This is a genomic window from Paenibacillus barengoltzii NBRC 101215 (assembly GCF_004000745.1).
Taxonomy (GTDB): domain Bacteria; phylum Bacillota; class Bacilli; order Paenibacillales; family Paenibacillaceae; genus Fontibacillus; species Fontibacillus barengoltzii.
Genome location: NZ_BILV01000030.1, coordinates 1 through 13,947 on the forward strand (window position 1 = coordinate 1; position 13,947 = coordinate 13,947).

Here is a 13,947-nt window from a genome sequence, read left to right on the forward strand (position 1 = left end):
AAATGTGCTTGTCCATTCCTGCGATCTCTTACGACCAGTTAATCGCACATCATCGGAACCATCCGTCCATTGCAACCGCAGCTTAATCCATCTTGCAACTTAATCTCTCGACGCAACAGGCATCGGGAGAATCCGTAATTCAGCATGCAGATTTGCACTCGAATCTATATCTGATTAATCATTTCTAAATATTTACTTTAATATACATTATTCATATATATTATGATCTATATCGAAATCTACTTTTAGATCCATATTTTCATATCCAAAAAATATCAATATCTATGTCTACTCCTTTTCTATATATCTACTCCTTTTAAACTTTAACTTTGGGGTATCTTACTCTTCTTTGCTTTTTCTTTTTTAATTTTACGTAGGTTACTCCTTCTCTTTATTCACCACCTGATGCAACGGGATAATCCTTCAAAAGGGGGGATCGGATAGACCACCTCTTCCTCCTCCCCCGCAGCAAGAAATAACCGCTCACCCAGCTGCTTTAGCCAGGGAACGGTTATTTACACCAACTATACGCTATCTCTATTCTTCATCCTTAAATATCGGCTGGATGGTTAGCTCAAAATCGAACGACTTCTCGGTAAAACGGTAAGGCTCTGCGAGCTGCGGGCCACAGGAGCCGGAGCCGGTGCCGCTCATTTGGTAATCGAGCGTGACAATCGTTTCGGGGCGGCGCTTGAGTTCATACGTATGCTGCGCTGCCGTCAGGTCCTCGGCGGTGTAGTGCAACGCCTGGAACGAGAACGGTTGGGCTGCCGTGAACTTTAATCCCATGCCCTGAACGGTGGAGGCGATCGCCCATTCCGTACCGTAGCGGGAACCCGTTTCCTGCGGCATCACATAGTTCTCGAACATATCGTCCACCGACAGCAAGTATTTGCCTTTGCGTACGCTTGCCCGTTTGTCGATGTAGCTCTCATGCGGACCGTAGCCATAATATTCAATCTCTTCGGTCCCCTTCGGCATCGTCAGCTCGAGGCCAAAGCGCGGTAAGAACGGAAGATTCTCGCGTACTTCGGCGTGAACCTTCAGCTGAATCTCGCCCGAGACCCCAACTGCCCATACAGCATTACCGCGTACGAACGGTTCGAAGATATAACTGGCGAGCGAGAAGTCAACGTGGATTTCGACCGAAGCGTCCGGCTTTTGCTCCCAGTGACTCCGATATACCTTCATTGCAGCATGATCAAGACCCGCCGCTTCCCATTCCTTGCGGATGTTCATATCGTTATCCATCGGAGCCCGCCAGATGTTAAACCGAGCCAGACTCGCAAGCAACGGCACACCGTGCTTCGATACCTGTTGCGGCATCCCTTTTTTCAGATCAAAGACGTGCTCGAAATCAAACCCACGTACCGTAAGCATGCCGTCTTGTTCATCTATCGTCATAAAGCCGGCGTATTCCTCGCTTTGCAGCTTCTCGTGGGCCAACGCTGAAGTCGCACCCGGCAATTCAAATTGATAGAAGGCGATTTCGTATCCTTCCTCCGCCCATGGTGTGTCCAGCTGTTGCCGGACCGAGCAGGTTAAGGTGAGCGGCCCCGTCCCCTCCTCCTGTGCCACCGTCAGATCATAGGGAAGAGAGATGATCTCGGTCTCACCTGGTGCAGCGGTTAGCAAGCCTGACCGCCCTTGCTGCAGCACGTCTCCTTCCTGCTCCAGCTTCCAGCTGACCGCCAGGTGTGACAGGTTGCTGAAATCATAACGGTTCAGTACGCGGAAGCGGCCTTGAGCGACATCCTCTGCCTCGATCAGCACCGGTGCAATGACTTGCTTTAATTCCAGCAGACCGGTATGTGGCCGACGATCTGGGAAAACCAGGCCGTCGATGCAGAAATTCCCGTCGTTTGGCTGATCGCCGAAATCGCCGCCGTACGCATAATAACGTTGCCCATCCGGCGTCTCCGCAGCAATCCCGTGATCGCACCATTCCCAGACACAACCGCCCATCAGCTTCGGATAGCGATAAATTACGTTCCAGTAATCCTGCAAATCGCCTGGTCCGTTACCCATCGCATGGCTATATTCGCAAAGGAATAGCGGTTTGGTGCTGTTCTCATCGAGGGCATACCGCTCGATCTCCTTCACTGAAGGGTACATGCGGCTGTCCAAATCCAGGCAGGACGTGTCCGAATTGCTGTAATACCGAGGATCCGCTCCTTCGTAATGAACTAAACGTGAGGCGTCCCGCGCTTTTGTCCATTCCGCCATGGCGATATGGTTATCCCCGTATCCGGATTCATTGCCCATGGACCAGATGATGACGGAGGCGTGGTTTTTGTCCCGCTCGACCATGCGAACCGCCCGTTCCACGAACGCTTCTTTCCAATCCGGATTGTTCGACAACTTATGGAAAGCTCCTGCTTCGAGCTCACCGGTTCTGGTCACACCATGGCACTCCAGATCCGCTTCATCAATGATGTAAAACCCGAATTCATCACATAGATCAAGAAACTTCGGGTCATTCGGATAATGCGAGGTCCGGATTGTGTTAATGTTATGCCGCTTCATGAGCTTCAGGTCTGCAATCATATGGTTCACCGGAATGGTCTGCCCCAGCTCCGGATGGGAATCGTGGCGGTTCACTCCCTTCAGCTTCACAGCGCGGCCGTTGATGCGGAAGATGCCATCTGTGATCTCCACCTTTTTGAAGCCAACCCGAAAACGCAGCACTTCTTGGCCCGCGGTCAGAATCAGCTCATACAACCGGGGTTGCTCAGCGTTCCACAATTGAGGCTGCGGCACGTCCAGCTCCATTGCTCCTTTGCCGTCGATTTGCGCCTCCTTTTGTCCAATCAGCTTGCCCGCAGGATCTCGCAACTCCGCTTGAATCGTCAGGCTCCCCGTCGTTTCAATCTCCGACCGCAGCTTGCCTTCGGATAGATCGTCCGATAACAGCGGTTGATTAAACACATCACGGATGTGCGTATTATCCCGGGACAGCAAATAAACGTCGCGATAAATCCCTGAGAAGCGCCAGACATCCTGGTCCTCCAAATAGGTACCGTCGCACCATTTCAACACCAGCACGGCGAGACGGTTGCGTCCTGCCGCGACAAACGGCGTAAGATCAAACTCCGCCGGAATTCGGCTGCCTTGGCTGTAACCCACAAAACGGCCGTTCACCCACAGGTAAAAGCAGGCGTTCACACCTTCAAATACGATCCGCGTCTGCTTCTTCGTCCATGCTTCGGGTAGATTGAAATCCCTTACATAAGTTCCCGCAGGATTGTCATCCGGCACAAACGGCGGATCGTAGGGAATCGGATAGTTGACGTTCGTATAATGCAGTTGGTCATACCCATTCGTTTGCCAGCAAGAAGGCACGATTAGATCGTCCCAACCGCTCACATCCGTTTCCGTCTCATAGAAATGACTGTCTACTTCGCGAACGCTGCGATAATAGCGGAATTTCCAGTTTCCGTTTAATGTTTGAACATGCGGTGAGCGTCCGCGTTTTCCCGTTCGGGCTGTCATGGCGCTCTCATACGGAATATAGGAGGCGCGGGCCGGCAGCCGGCCGATGTGCAGACACGATAAATTTTCCCATTCACGGTTCAATTCCACCTATTTCACACTCCCCAAACGATTTGCTCTCATTATAGGGTTGAGATATAATCGGGCGGAAGCCACAAATCGGACAAACCACCAGACAAAATGGACAAAATGGAGGAACTCCCCATGGACCTGCTTCCGCTCAGAAGTAATTTAACCCCCTTACACAACGAGCTTCTGCCGCTATCCGTTTATACGGTGGGTACGGAAATTCAGCCGCCGCTCACCAGAATGAAGGGATATTCGGCACATCAGCTGTTCTTAACGATCTCTGGTACAGGGCAGTTTCGCCGGCTTTACGTTAACAAGAACAAATGGGACATTCTGCGCCCCGGCCAATTGCTCTACATCCCCGCCGGCTGTGCTCATGAATATATGCCCTACGGGGAGGGGCCTTGGTTTGTCGGGTATGTCACGTTGCTGGAAAACTTTGGCGAGGTGCTAAACCGATGGGGCTTTGGGGATGCCCCGCGGTTACTGCAGCTCTCAGACATTTCATTATTTACGGATCGCCTGCTTGCCATCTGGCAGCTGTCCGGTAACGAACATGACCCTTGGCGAACGACCGAGTTATTGTACTCGTTATTTCTAGCCATCCTCAAGGATACATCGGGACAAACGAGCCTAAAGTCGGATTCAGCCGTCCCATGGGTGCCGCCCGCTGCTCCCCCCGCCTCCTACCGAGCATCGGTTGTGGATGTTGCGGTTCGCTTTCTGCATGACCACTTAAATCGGCCGATTACCATCGCCGGACTGGCAGGTCACGTCGGCTACTCACAAAAGCAACTGACCCGGCTCTTCCGGCAAGCGATGGGGTTAACACCGCTGCAATACCTTCATCAGATACGGCTAAAAACAGCCCGGCATCTGCTCCTTGATCATCCCGACATGACGATTCGCCAAGCTGCGGCGTATGTCGGCCTGGAGCCGGTTTATTTCGCTCGGCTGTACAAGCGTGAGTTCGGCCGGCTGCCGTCGGAGGAGCTTCGCGGACGGGAAAGCAGCTGATGGTCGTAGGCTGATGACTGCTCCGAGCGCGACTCTTCCTATGGTGCGGAATGCAGCAAATACTGAGCGATGAATTCCGGCCACGCCGCACGCATTTCCGCGGACTCCATATGGCCGCCGCCGGTGATAACGGTTTGCCAATGGTTTGCCTTCCCGGCGGCGGCGTAGGCTTCACGTAAGCCTTGATCAAGCCGCTGCACCCCTTCAAACGGGCATAACCGGTCGTTGCGGCCAACCAAGCTGAGGCGGGGGCGGGGAACGATGAGCTTTTGAATATCGAGGGTCGTAAAACGCTTCAGCAGCCCAGGTACATAGTAATAAAACCCGTGATGTTCCAGACCGCGCCGCGCAATCAACGTTTCTGCATCAACCTGTCCGCAAAGGTCAATGACGACGCTTACCCGTTCATCAAGCGCCGCCAGCCACCACGCCATCAGCCCTCCCATAGACATACCGATCGTCCCGATACGCGTCGAATCAACGTCCTCCCGGGTGCACAGATAATCGATCAGCCGGTAATTATCGTAAATCATCATGCCCCATAACGATCGTCCGGTCCACAGCATTTCTTTAACCAGCTCGCCTTCACTCCTGCCGCTGCGTTCATGGAAGCCCCACATATCGATGCTGCATACCGCACAACCTAAGCCGGTCAGCACTTTGGCAAAAGACGGCTCTTGTAGATAACCGCTGCTGCGAATCAACTCCTGGCGACCGTTCCCATAATTTCCGCCGTGGGAGTGATTAAACACAACCAGCGGGTAAGGACCTTCCTCCTCCTGCGGCTTAGCGAAAAAGGCCGGTACCGCCTCCAGCCCGTTTAAATCCAGCAGCAGAGTCTCCAGCACGTAGCCGTCAAACTCCTCCCGCTTTAATAACCGGGCGGAAACCGGCCTTCCAAAGGAAGGCAACTCCCCAAGCGTCTCCCATAGCTTTGATCGCTGCTCCTTCACGTGCATATCCGTTCATCCTCTCTGTTACAATTTACCGATAATTATAGCGCTTACAATCAATTTGGAGCAAATTTTATTTTCACGTGTGCATTGCTTGTTTTTCTTGACTTTTTTAGATATTGGGGAATAGAATGAAAACGTGAAAAACAATGTGAATTCCTGCGGAAGTTGAGGATCTATGATTACGATTAAAGACATTGCCCGCGTGGCTGGTGTATCCCACACCACGGTATCCCGTGCATTAAACGGAAGCCCGCTGATTAAGCCGGAGACGCGGGCGAAAATTGAAAAAATCGCCGCCGAGATGAATTATGTTCCGAATGTCAGCGCCAAAAGTCTGGTGATGAAAAGGACGTACACGATCGGATTGTTCTTCTCCAGCATCGATCAAGGAACGTCCGCCAGCTTCCTCGTAGATGCGATCAAGGGCATTCATCATGCGCTGGATGAAAACTACAGTCTTACTGTGCACGGGATTGACGGCATCCGTCATTTGGAAGGCATTTCGCCGCACCGCTTCGACGGCATCCTGGTCATGAGCCAAAGTGACGCCGACAATGCGTTTATTTACCATGTGAAGCAGGCGGGCATCCCGCTTGTTGTCTTAAACCGCTATCTGGATGATCCCGGCATCGTGAACGTTGTTGCCAATGACCGGGAAGGTGTGCGGGAGGCGATCAACTATGCAATCGATCAAGGCCACCGGCGGCTGGCCATCATGGAAGGCAAAGCAGGCTTTCGGTCTGCGACAGAACGGAAGCAAGGCTTCCTGGAAAGCTTGCTCGCCCACGGTCTTGCCCTCCCTGCTGAATATCAAGTTGCCGGCGATTACAGCATCGATAGTGGGTACCTGATGATGAACGTGCTGCTGGATCTGAAGGAGCCGCCAACGTTGGTATTTTGCGCGAACGACGATATGGCGATCGGGGCGATGAACGCCTGCTTCGCCCGGGGGGTGAACGTGCCGAATCAGGTGTCGCTGATCGGGTTCGACGATATTGTGTTCGCTGGATACACCAACCCCGCCTTGACGACTATCCGTAAGCCGGTCGCCGATATCAGCGAACTGGGAACCCGCAAGCTGATCGAGCTAATGCAGCCTGCAGGTCCAGGGGCATCGGATCAGGAGCAACCAACTGAACCATCCAGCGAGACCTTGTTCGTCCCAACGACATTGGTGATTCGACAGTCTGTGGCCAAGATCTCCTGATCTAAACTGGAACAGTGAATCATGCTTACTGACTGTTAGTCATTACATTATAGGGTCGACTTCGACCCGCAATTAGCAAGCTTATTGGGTTAGTCCTGGCCCTGTTCGGCAAGCCAGGCAACTCACCCTACTCCTTAATGTTCACGTGTGCAAACAAGTGTGGTATCTCTTTATCTCCTCAGCATCTATACCAAGGAGGCGAAAAATATGGACACCCCGCAATATCCGCTCTTATCCCGAACCTTATTTCCCGATTTGCCTGCCTACCCGGAACGGATGATCCAGTTCGGCGAAGGAAACTTCCTGCGTGCCTTTACTGCCTGGCAGGTGCAGCAGATGAACAAGCAAGGCCGGTTTCAAGGTAACATCGTGATGATTAAGCCGCAGGGCAGCCCGGTATCTGAGCATTATGCGAAGCAGGATCATCTTTACACGGTACTCATTAACGGGATCGCCGACCAGCAAGTCATCAATGAACATGAGATCATTCACTCTGTCAGCCGATTGATCAGTCCGTACACCGAGTACGAACAATTTCTCGCCTTGGCGGAGCAAGATTCACTGGAATTCATCACCTCGAACACGACCGAGGCCGGCATCGCCTACAAGCCGGAGGATCGTCTCACGGACGCACCGCAGCAGAGCTTTCCCGGTAAGCTGACCGCCCTCCTCTACCGTCGCTATCAGCTGGGCAAAGCAGGATTTACGATCATCCCCTGCGAGCTGATTGACCGCAATGGCGAGAAGCTGCGCGAGATCGTCCTGCGCTACGCCGCTGAATGGGATCTTGGCGATGGGTTCATCCAATGGCTTGAACAGGAGAACACCTTTTGCTGCAGCCTCGTAGACCGGATCGTTCCCGGATATCCGCAGCAGCAAGCAGAGCAACTGGCGCAAGAGCTCGGTTATCAAGACCATTTGATGGTAACCGCCGAGCCTTACCTGCTGTGGGTGATTGAAGGCCCAGCCTGGCTGCCTGAACGGCTGCCATTAACCGAAGCGGGGTTAAACGTCATCTTTACCGAAGACCTGCGTCCGTACCGCGAGCAGAAGGTTCATCTGTTAAACGGCCCCCACACGGCCATGGCCGCGTTGGGCTTGCTTGCCGGGCTAACAACGGTCGAAGATGTGATGAACGACGAGGATCTCTCTGTGTTCGTCAAGGAACTGATGGAGCAGGAGATCGTTCCGATGCTTGATCTGCCTAGAGCCGGACTGCTGTCTTATGCCGAGGCTGTTCGCGAGCGCTTCATGAACCCGTTTATCCGCCACGAGCTGGCTTCGATTTCGCTAAACAGCATCGCCAAGTTCCAAACCCGGCTGCTGCCTGTGCTCCTGCGCTACCAGCGGGAACGGGGCGAGCTGCCAAAGCGAATCACGCTGGCCTTCGCCGCCTTGCTGGTTGGTTATCGGGGGGATCGGCTTGCGCGAAAGGACAGTCCGGAGGTGCTGACCCTTTTTGATCAAGCTTGGTCACAACCCGTTGAAGCGATCCCGGTCCTGTTACGGGAAACGAAGCTGTGGGGGCAGGATTTATCCAGCGTTCCCGAACTGGCGAGAACCCTGGAGCAATATGTGCGGAAGCTGGACGCTTTTGGCGCCCGAGCGACATTACAATGGTTGGGAGGCGGCAGCTTATGCGACGATTAATGAAAATGAACCCGCGTGACAATGTAGCGGTAGCGTTACGGCCAATCACAGCCGGTGAAGAGCTCCAGGTTAACGAAGAGTCTGTTCGTGCATTGCAGGACATTCCTCAAGGCCATAAAATCGCACTCACCGCCATCCCCGCCGGTTCGTCCGTTACAAAATACGGCTACCCAATTGGCCATGCGGTCACCGCGATCGCTCCTGGCGAGTGGGTGCATACGCATAACATCAGAACCAACCTCGCCGGCGAGGAGCAATACACGTATCAACCGAACCTGCACCCCGTCATTTATCCGAAGCGTTCCTTGACCTTTCAAGGATACCGGCGGGCCAATGGAAAAACCGGCATACGCAACGATCTGTACATCGTGCCCACGGTCGGCTGCGTGAACGGAATCGCGGAGCAAATGATCCGCGCCTTTAAAGCGGAGCACCCGGATCTTGGTCCCTTCGATAACATTACCGTGCTGAGTCACCCCTATGGCTGCTCGCAGCTTGGGGAAGACCATCTCATGACGCGCAGCATTCTCGCTGATGCCGTGCTTCACCCCAATGCAGGCGGCGTTCTCGTCTTTGGTCTAGGCTGCGAAAATAACGTCATTTCCGAGTTCCGGGAGCGGCTGGGCCATTACGATGAGCAACGCGTCAAATTTCTGGTGGCCCAGGAGGTCGAGGATGAGCTGGAGGCCGGTCTGGCACTGCTGGAGGAGCTGGTTGAAGCGGCGCGCAACGATCGCAGAGAGCCTGTGCCGCTCAGCGAGCTGAACGTTGGGCTCAAGTGCGGCGGATCGGACGGCTTCTCCGGCATTACGGCCAACCCGCTGCTTGGCGCTTTTTCCGATTTTCTCATCTCCCAGGGCGGCTCTACAATTCTAACCGAGGTCCCCGAAATGTTTGGAGCTGAACAGATGCTGATGGCCCGCGCGGAAAGTCCAGAGGTGTTCGAGCAAATTGTTGCACTTATCAACGATTTTAAGCAATATTTCTTATCCTACGGTGAACCGGTCTACGAAAACCCCTCGCCCGGCAATAAGGCCGGCGGAATCAGTACACTGGAGGACAAATCGCTGGGCTGCACGCAAAAGGCCGGGACCGCCCCGGTGGTCGACGTCCTGAAATACGGTGAGAAGCTGCGCAAGAAAGGCCTCAGCCTGCTGCAGGCACCAGGGAACGACCTGGTTGCCTCCTCTGCGCTCGCCGCCGCCGACTGCCAGCTCGTTCTCTTTACGACTGGCCGCGGGACACCGTTTGGCAGCTTCGTTCCCACCGTCAAGGTGGCTACGAACAACGAGCTGTTCGCCAAGAAGAAGCACTGGATGGACTTCAACGCCGGCATCTTGTTGGATACGCCGATGGAAGAAGTGCTGGAGCAGTTTATTCAATACGTCATTGCAGTAGCCAGCGGTCAACCGACTCGGAACGAGCAGAACGAGGTCCGCGAACTGGCAATTTTCAAAACGGGAGTCACCTTATAAACGGATCGCGCCCAAATCACACCAAAAAGCCATTGCCCGGACGATAACGTCCAGGCAATGGCTTAGCTTTTCTAAGATGGCGATACCGTCTCTTCATGGTGGCGACGATGCCGCGCTTGACGGACGGTAAACAGCAGAAGAACCAAGGAGCCGAACACCAACGCGAGACAAAGGACGAACACCATCCGATATCCGTCTACGCCGGCCAGGAGGGCTCCGCCTGCCGCTGTGCCAAACATCATGCCCAGGTTCCGCGACAACGCGAGTAAACTGCTGATTAACCCCAAGTGGCTTGGATCCACGCGGCCCATCACCAGGCTCGTATTTGGCGAAGTGATCATCCCCATGGATGCCCCCAGCAAGACAATCAAGGTAATGAGCAGAAACATCGGATAGGAGGAGGAAAGAAATCCTAAAGCCAATAACGTTCCCGACATCGCGAGCAATCCCGCCGTCAACAACGGCAAGGAACCGTGCTTGTCCGATAAACTGCCGAATAACGGGGAAGCGACGATCAAAGCCAGCGGATACCCCATCATGATCAATCCGGCCATTGCCGGCGGGGCGTCTAACTCGTGGCGAAGATAAACCGGCAATACAAGTTGCGACGAAAATGCGGCCATATACGTAACGATGGTGATCCATAGCCCGGTATTTGTCGCAGCATCGCTGAGCAGCTTGAGATCGATGAAGGGGGAGCCGCTGGTGGAAAGACTCCACATTACAAATCCAGCGGCACAACCCGCAAACAAGAGCAACAACACGACCACAGCCAGGGATCCCCATCCCCATTCCGAGCCTAGATGAATCGCTGTGACCAGGCCGGTTAACGAAATCCCAAACAACAGCGCTCCAGTTACATCGATGTGCCCTTGCTCCTCCGGCTGATCCTTCGGAATAAACCGCTGGGCCATGATCCATGCTGCCAAGGCAGTGACGGCCAGCAACCAGAAGCACGCCTCCCAAGAGATCCATTGAATCAGCACCCCTCCGAGACTGGGGCCAATCATCGAACCGGCGGCCACGAAGGTGCTGATCATCCCTAGGGCTCTCCCCCTCTTTTCGGGAGGAAACAGAGAAACGATCAGCGCCATGTTGGTCGCCTGATACATCGAGGCGCCAACGCCTTGTACGATCCGGAAGGCAATCAGCCAGCCCAGAGACGGGGCAAGCGCGCAGCCAAGCGCTCCTAACGCAAAGCCGAGGTAACCCAGATTATGCACGGACCGCCGCCCCCGGATATCCCCGAGTTTCCCCATCACCGGCAGGAGGACGGAAATGACCAGCAAATAAGCCGTAACCACCCATTGCGCAGAGGCAAGGCCGATCTGATAATCTCTAGCGATATCCACCAGCGCGATGTTGAACATGCCGGCGGAACAGTTCGATAAGAAGGCTCCCGTACAAATAATATATTGAACCAGTGTACGGGTTTTGCCGTTCATGCCCATACCTGCACCTGCTTTACACTTGTGTCATCGTCATCGGGTTCACGGTCGTTTTCCCGGCCCGTTCCCACAAGGAAATCACTTCGCGGGTGTCCGTGACTTCACCGAAATATCCTTCAATATTTTTTATCGTCATTTCATGAGCCTGGGTTGAATAAGAGGCGCAGGCATCGCGAAGCAGCACGATGTGATAGTCCAGCATAAAACCGTCCCGAGCCGTCGATTCCACGCACACATTGGTGCTGACACCGGTCATGATCAACGTTTCGATCTTCTGGCTCCGCAGGATGGAATCGAGTCGAGTATTCACAAAAGCGCTGTAACGGTGTTTGTTCACGACGACCTCACCCGGCTCGGGCGCAACTTCGTAGAAATCCGCGCCCCAGCTGCCCTTCCGACATACCGCCATCGATCGTCCGTTCGATCGTCCCCTCCAAGCTTCGGAATCGGTCGCTTCTTCATGAAAGGTCTGGATAAAAATCACTGGCACCTCAAACACTCTGGCTGCTGCCAACAGGCGATGTAAATTGGGCATCATATCGGCTACGGCACCTATGTCATTCCCCGCTTGAGCTAAAGCCCCCTCCGGGTGACAGTAATCATTCTGTACATCGACCACCACGATGGCTGTCCGGCTGTTCATTAGCTTCTGTTCTAAATTCACTTTGCTTCACCTTCCCTTTCCTTACTTGGATGAATTAACGAACTGCATATCTACCAATTGATCATAGGAATAATCGCCCGTATAAATCCCGGTTTTGATCAGCACATCCATGTCTTGTTTCACAGCGGCTTCCGTAATGAACCCATCCCTGCTCCATAGATTGTCCGCATAGGCGCGGTCAAGGGAGGCCTGAATCGCATCATCGGATAACGTAGGGAACTCAGCTTTCATGTTTTTCATCGCCAGTTCTTTGTCCTCTTGTACTGCCTTCAGCGCCTCGATAATTGCGTCGGTGAACAACTGCACCGTTTCCGGATCTTTCTCGATCGTCGATTTCTTAACACTAAGCACAGAGTAAGAGAAATCGCCGAAGTCATGGAACTTATAAAATGGTTCGCCCCAGACATCCTTAGAAATCCCGTCGCTAATTTGCGGCTCCGCGCCATTGCCGATATCCGCCGCTCCTTGCTGCACCATCGTCACGACAGTGGAGGCATCCGCCGGCTCCAGCAGCGTGACATCTTTCTCTGGATCCAGCCCCAAGTAGATGAGCAAATAACGGATCAGCAAATTGGGAGTACCGCCATGACGTCCGGCATTGATCTTCTTCCCTTTAAAGAACTCTTTCAAATCCGCCTCTGAATTCCCGGCCGGAGCCAGCCCTTTTTTGGCCACCAAGTAGACGTTGGCTCGGTTCACGACGTTGACGATTGACACGATGGGATCGGAGTTCTTCTTGTTCGCCAGTGCGTTGGACTCCGTTCCGCCGATGACGCCCCATGCATCTCCACTAACCACCGCGGTGACATGTGCTCCGCCAGCTGCCTGAATCACCTCCACATCCAGTCCCCGCTTCTTGAAGTAACCTTCCCGTTGAGCCAAATAGAGAGGTAGATATCCGGTGGAATGAACGGGTTCGGCGATAACGATTTTTTTGAGTTCCGTGCTCCCCTCCGCTGCTTCCGCGGTGGACTCGCTTTTTCCTCCGCATCCCGCAAGTAAGCTGGCCGTCAAAGCCAATCCCAATAATAACGGTAACAGTCTGCTCTTCTTCATCCAACTTCCCCCTCATGAACATTTTCTGATTCCGGATGACTGACAAGGTCCTCTTTATTTAACGCCGAACCCTTTGGACAACCCTCTTTCCAACAGCACGACGCCCCAATACATGGCCATAGAGAGCACCGACAACACCACCACGCCAACCCATACGAGATTGATGTCAAGAATCGTCCCCGCATACATGATCATGCGTCCAACACCTTGGCTGGAGGCAATAAATTCGCCGACGATGGCCCCGGCAAGCGCAAGGGCAATGTTGATGCGCAAACTGCTGATGATCCAGGGCATCGACCACGGAATGACGACTTTGGTAAAGACCTGCCAGCGTTTGGCCCCCAGCGAATACATCAACTTCTCCATATCTGGGTCTACGCTTTTCACCCCGCTGTAGGCGGACAAAGCAGATACCACAACCGTCATGGAAAAAGCCAGCGCCACCTTGGAGAAGAAGCCGATTCCCAGCAAAATGACGAGGACAGGCGCCAGAGCCAGCTTGGGCATTGCATTTAAAATGATTAAGTAAGGTTCGCTAATGCCGGCATAGCTGCGTGACCACCAGAAGGACAGGCCTAGCAAAGCTCCGCATAACGTGCCAAACACAAAGCCCAGTACGGTTGAGCCTGATGTATAGGCGATATCGCCTAACAGGCCGCCCTCCGCCACTTGCAGCCAAGTCGTTTGCCATATCGCGCTTGGGCTGCTCCAATAATAAGAATCCAACCAGCCGATTCTGCGAGCTTTCTTCCGCTCCGCCGCCTCTTCGTCATAAATCAGCGGTGCGGATTTTGTAGCGAACGGGGTTTTTAGCTTTTTTTCAGCTGCCGGCACCACCGCATCCGTGGACAGAGAATGAATCACAAAAGTCGATTTCCGCACAGTTTCTTCCACACTTCATCCCTCCTAGATC

The 13,947-nt window shown here is 53.7% G+C and carries 10 protein-coding genes; 4 read left to right on the forward strand and 6 right to left on the reverse strand.

The features are described from left to right. Positions 1-537: 537 nt before the first annotated feature. Entirely contained in the window at positions 538-3,582 is a 3,045-nt protein-coding gene (locus tag PBA01S_RS10170) for a glycoside hydrolase family 2 TIM barrel-domain containing protein (protein WP_127575919.1), read from the reverse strand. Between the two features lie 114 nt (positions 3,583-3,696). Between PBA01S_RS10170 and PBA01S_RS10175 the strand changes: the two genes are divergently transcribed. After that, positions 3,697-4,578 (forward strand): AraC family transcriptional regulator, encoded by an 882-nt coding sequence (locus tag PBA01S_RS10175; protein ID WP_028538881.1) that lies wholly within the window; start codon positions 3,697-3,699, stop codon positions 4,576-4,578. Positions 4,579-4,616: 38 nt separating this feature from the next. On the opposite strand, the gene PBA01S_RS10180 is transcribed toward PBA01S_RS10175, so the two are convergent. Beyond that, positions 4,617-5,537 carry a dienelactone hydrolase family protein gene (locus PBA01S_RS10180; RefSeq protein WP_127575920.1) on the reverse strand — a complete coding sequence of 307 codons (921 nt, stop codon included), beginning with the start codon at positions 5,535-5,537 and terminating at the stop codon, positions 4,617-4,619. Positions 5,538-5,709: 172 nt separating this feature from the next. On the opposite strand from PBA01S_RS10180, the gene PBA01S_RS10185 reads away from it, so the two are divergent. From PBA01S_RS10185 to PBA01S_RS10195, 3 genes are all read left to right on the forward strand, one after another. Next, positions 5,710-6,741 (forward strand): LacI family DNA-binding transcriptional regulator, encoded by a 1,032-nt coding sequence (locus PBA01S_RS10185; protein ID WP_127575921.1) that lies wholly within the window; start codon positions 5,710-5,712, stop codon positions 6,739-6,741. 207 nt (positions 6,742-6,948) lie between these two features. Continuing rightward, complete coding sequence (locus tag PBA01S_RS10190) at positions 6,949-8,391, forward strand: tagaturonate reductase (RefSeq protein WP_127575922.1); 1,443 nt, start codon at positions 6,949-6,951, stop codon at positions 8,389-8,391. Further along, positions 8,379-9,866 carry a UxaA family hydrolase gene (locus tag PBA01S_RS10195; RefSeq protein ID WP_028538885.1) on the forward strand — a complete coding sequence of 496 codons (1,488 nt, stop codon included), beginning with the start codon at positions 8,379-8,381 and terminating at the stop codon, positions 9,864-9,866. Before PBA01S_RS10190 ends, PBA01S_RS10195 begins: the two co-directional genes overlap by 13 nt. 71 nt (positions 9,867-9,937) lie before the next feature. Here PBA01S_RS10195 and PBA01S_RS10200 read toward each other — a convergent pair whose 3' ends face one another. From PBA01S_RS10200 to PBA01S_RS10215, 4 genes are read right to left on the reverse strand one after another with little or no spacing between them, the layout of a single operon-like run. Then, the gene (locus tag PBA01S_RS10200; RefSeq protein ID WP_028538886.1) at positions 9,938-11,311 is read right to left on the reverse strand and encodes an MFS transporter; all 1,374 of its coding nucleotides are present in this window, start codon (positions 11,309-11,311) and stop codon (positions 9,938-9,940) included. A 19-nt stretch (positions 11,312-11,330) separates the two neighbouring features. Next, positions 11,331-11,957, reverse strand: a complete 627-nt coding sequence (locus tag PBA01S_RS10205; protein ID WP_036624583.1) for a cysteine hydrolase family protein — start codon at positions 11,955-11,957, stop codon at positions 11,331-11,333. A 42-nt stretch (positions 11,958-11,999) separates the two neighbouring features. Further along, on the reverse strand, positions 12,000-13,034 hold the full coding sequence (locus tag PBA01S_RS10210; RefSeq protein WP_016311242.1) for an ABC transporter substrate-binding protein: 1,035 nt from the start codon (positions 13,032-13,034) through the stop codon (positions 12,000-12,002). Positions 13,035-13,088: 54 nt separating this feature from the next. Beyond that, positions 13,089-13,928: an ABC transporter permease gene (locus tag PBA01S_RS10215; RefSeq protein ID WP_127575923.1), complete on the reverse strand. Its 840-nt coding sequence runs from the start codon at positions 13,926-13,928 to the stop codon at positions 13,089-13,091. Positions 13,929-13,947 lie beyond the last annotated feature (19 nt).

Bases quoted from the DNA above. Each gene is read 5' to 3' on its own strand.
- PBA01S_RS10175 (WP_028538881.1), top strand. From the start codon at position 3,697: ATGGACCTGCTTCCGCTCAGAAGTAATTTAACCCCCTTACACAACGAG.
- PBA01S_RS10180 (WP_127575920.1), bottom strand. From the start codon at position 5,537: ATGCACGTGAAGGAGCAGCGATCAAAGCTATGGGAGACGCTTGGGGAG.
- PBA01S_RS10185 (WP_127575921.1), top strand. From the start codon at position 5,710: ATGATTACGATTAAAGACATTGCCCGCGTGGCTGGTGTATCCCACACC.
- PBA01S_RS10190 (WP_127575922.1), top strand. From the start codon at position 6,949: ATGGACACCCCGCAATATCCGCTCTTATCCCGAACCTTATTTCCCGAT.
- PBA01S_RS10195 (WP_028538885.1), top strand. From the start codon at position 8,379: ATGCGACGATTAATGAAAATGAACCCGCGTGACAATGTAGCGGTAGCG.
- PBA01S_RS10200 (WP_028538886.1), bottom strand. From the start codon at position 11,311: ATGAACGGCAAAACCCGTACACTGGTTCAATATATTATTTGTACGGGA.
- PBA01S_RS10205 (WP_036624583.1), bottom strand. From the start codon at position 11,957: ATGAACAGCCGGACAGCCATCGTGGTGGTCGATGTACAGAATGATTAC.
- PBA01S_RS10210 (WP_016311242.1), bottom strand. From the start codon at position 13,034: ATGAAGAAGAGCAGACTGTTACCGTTATTATTGGGATTGGCTTTGACG.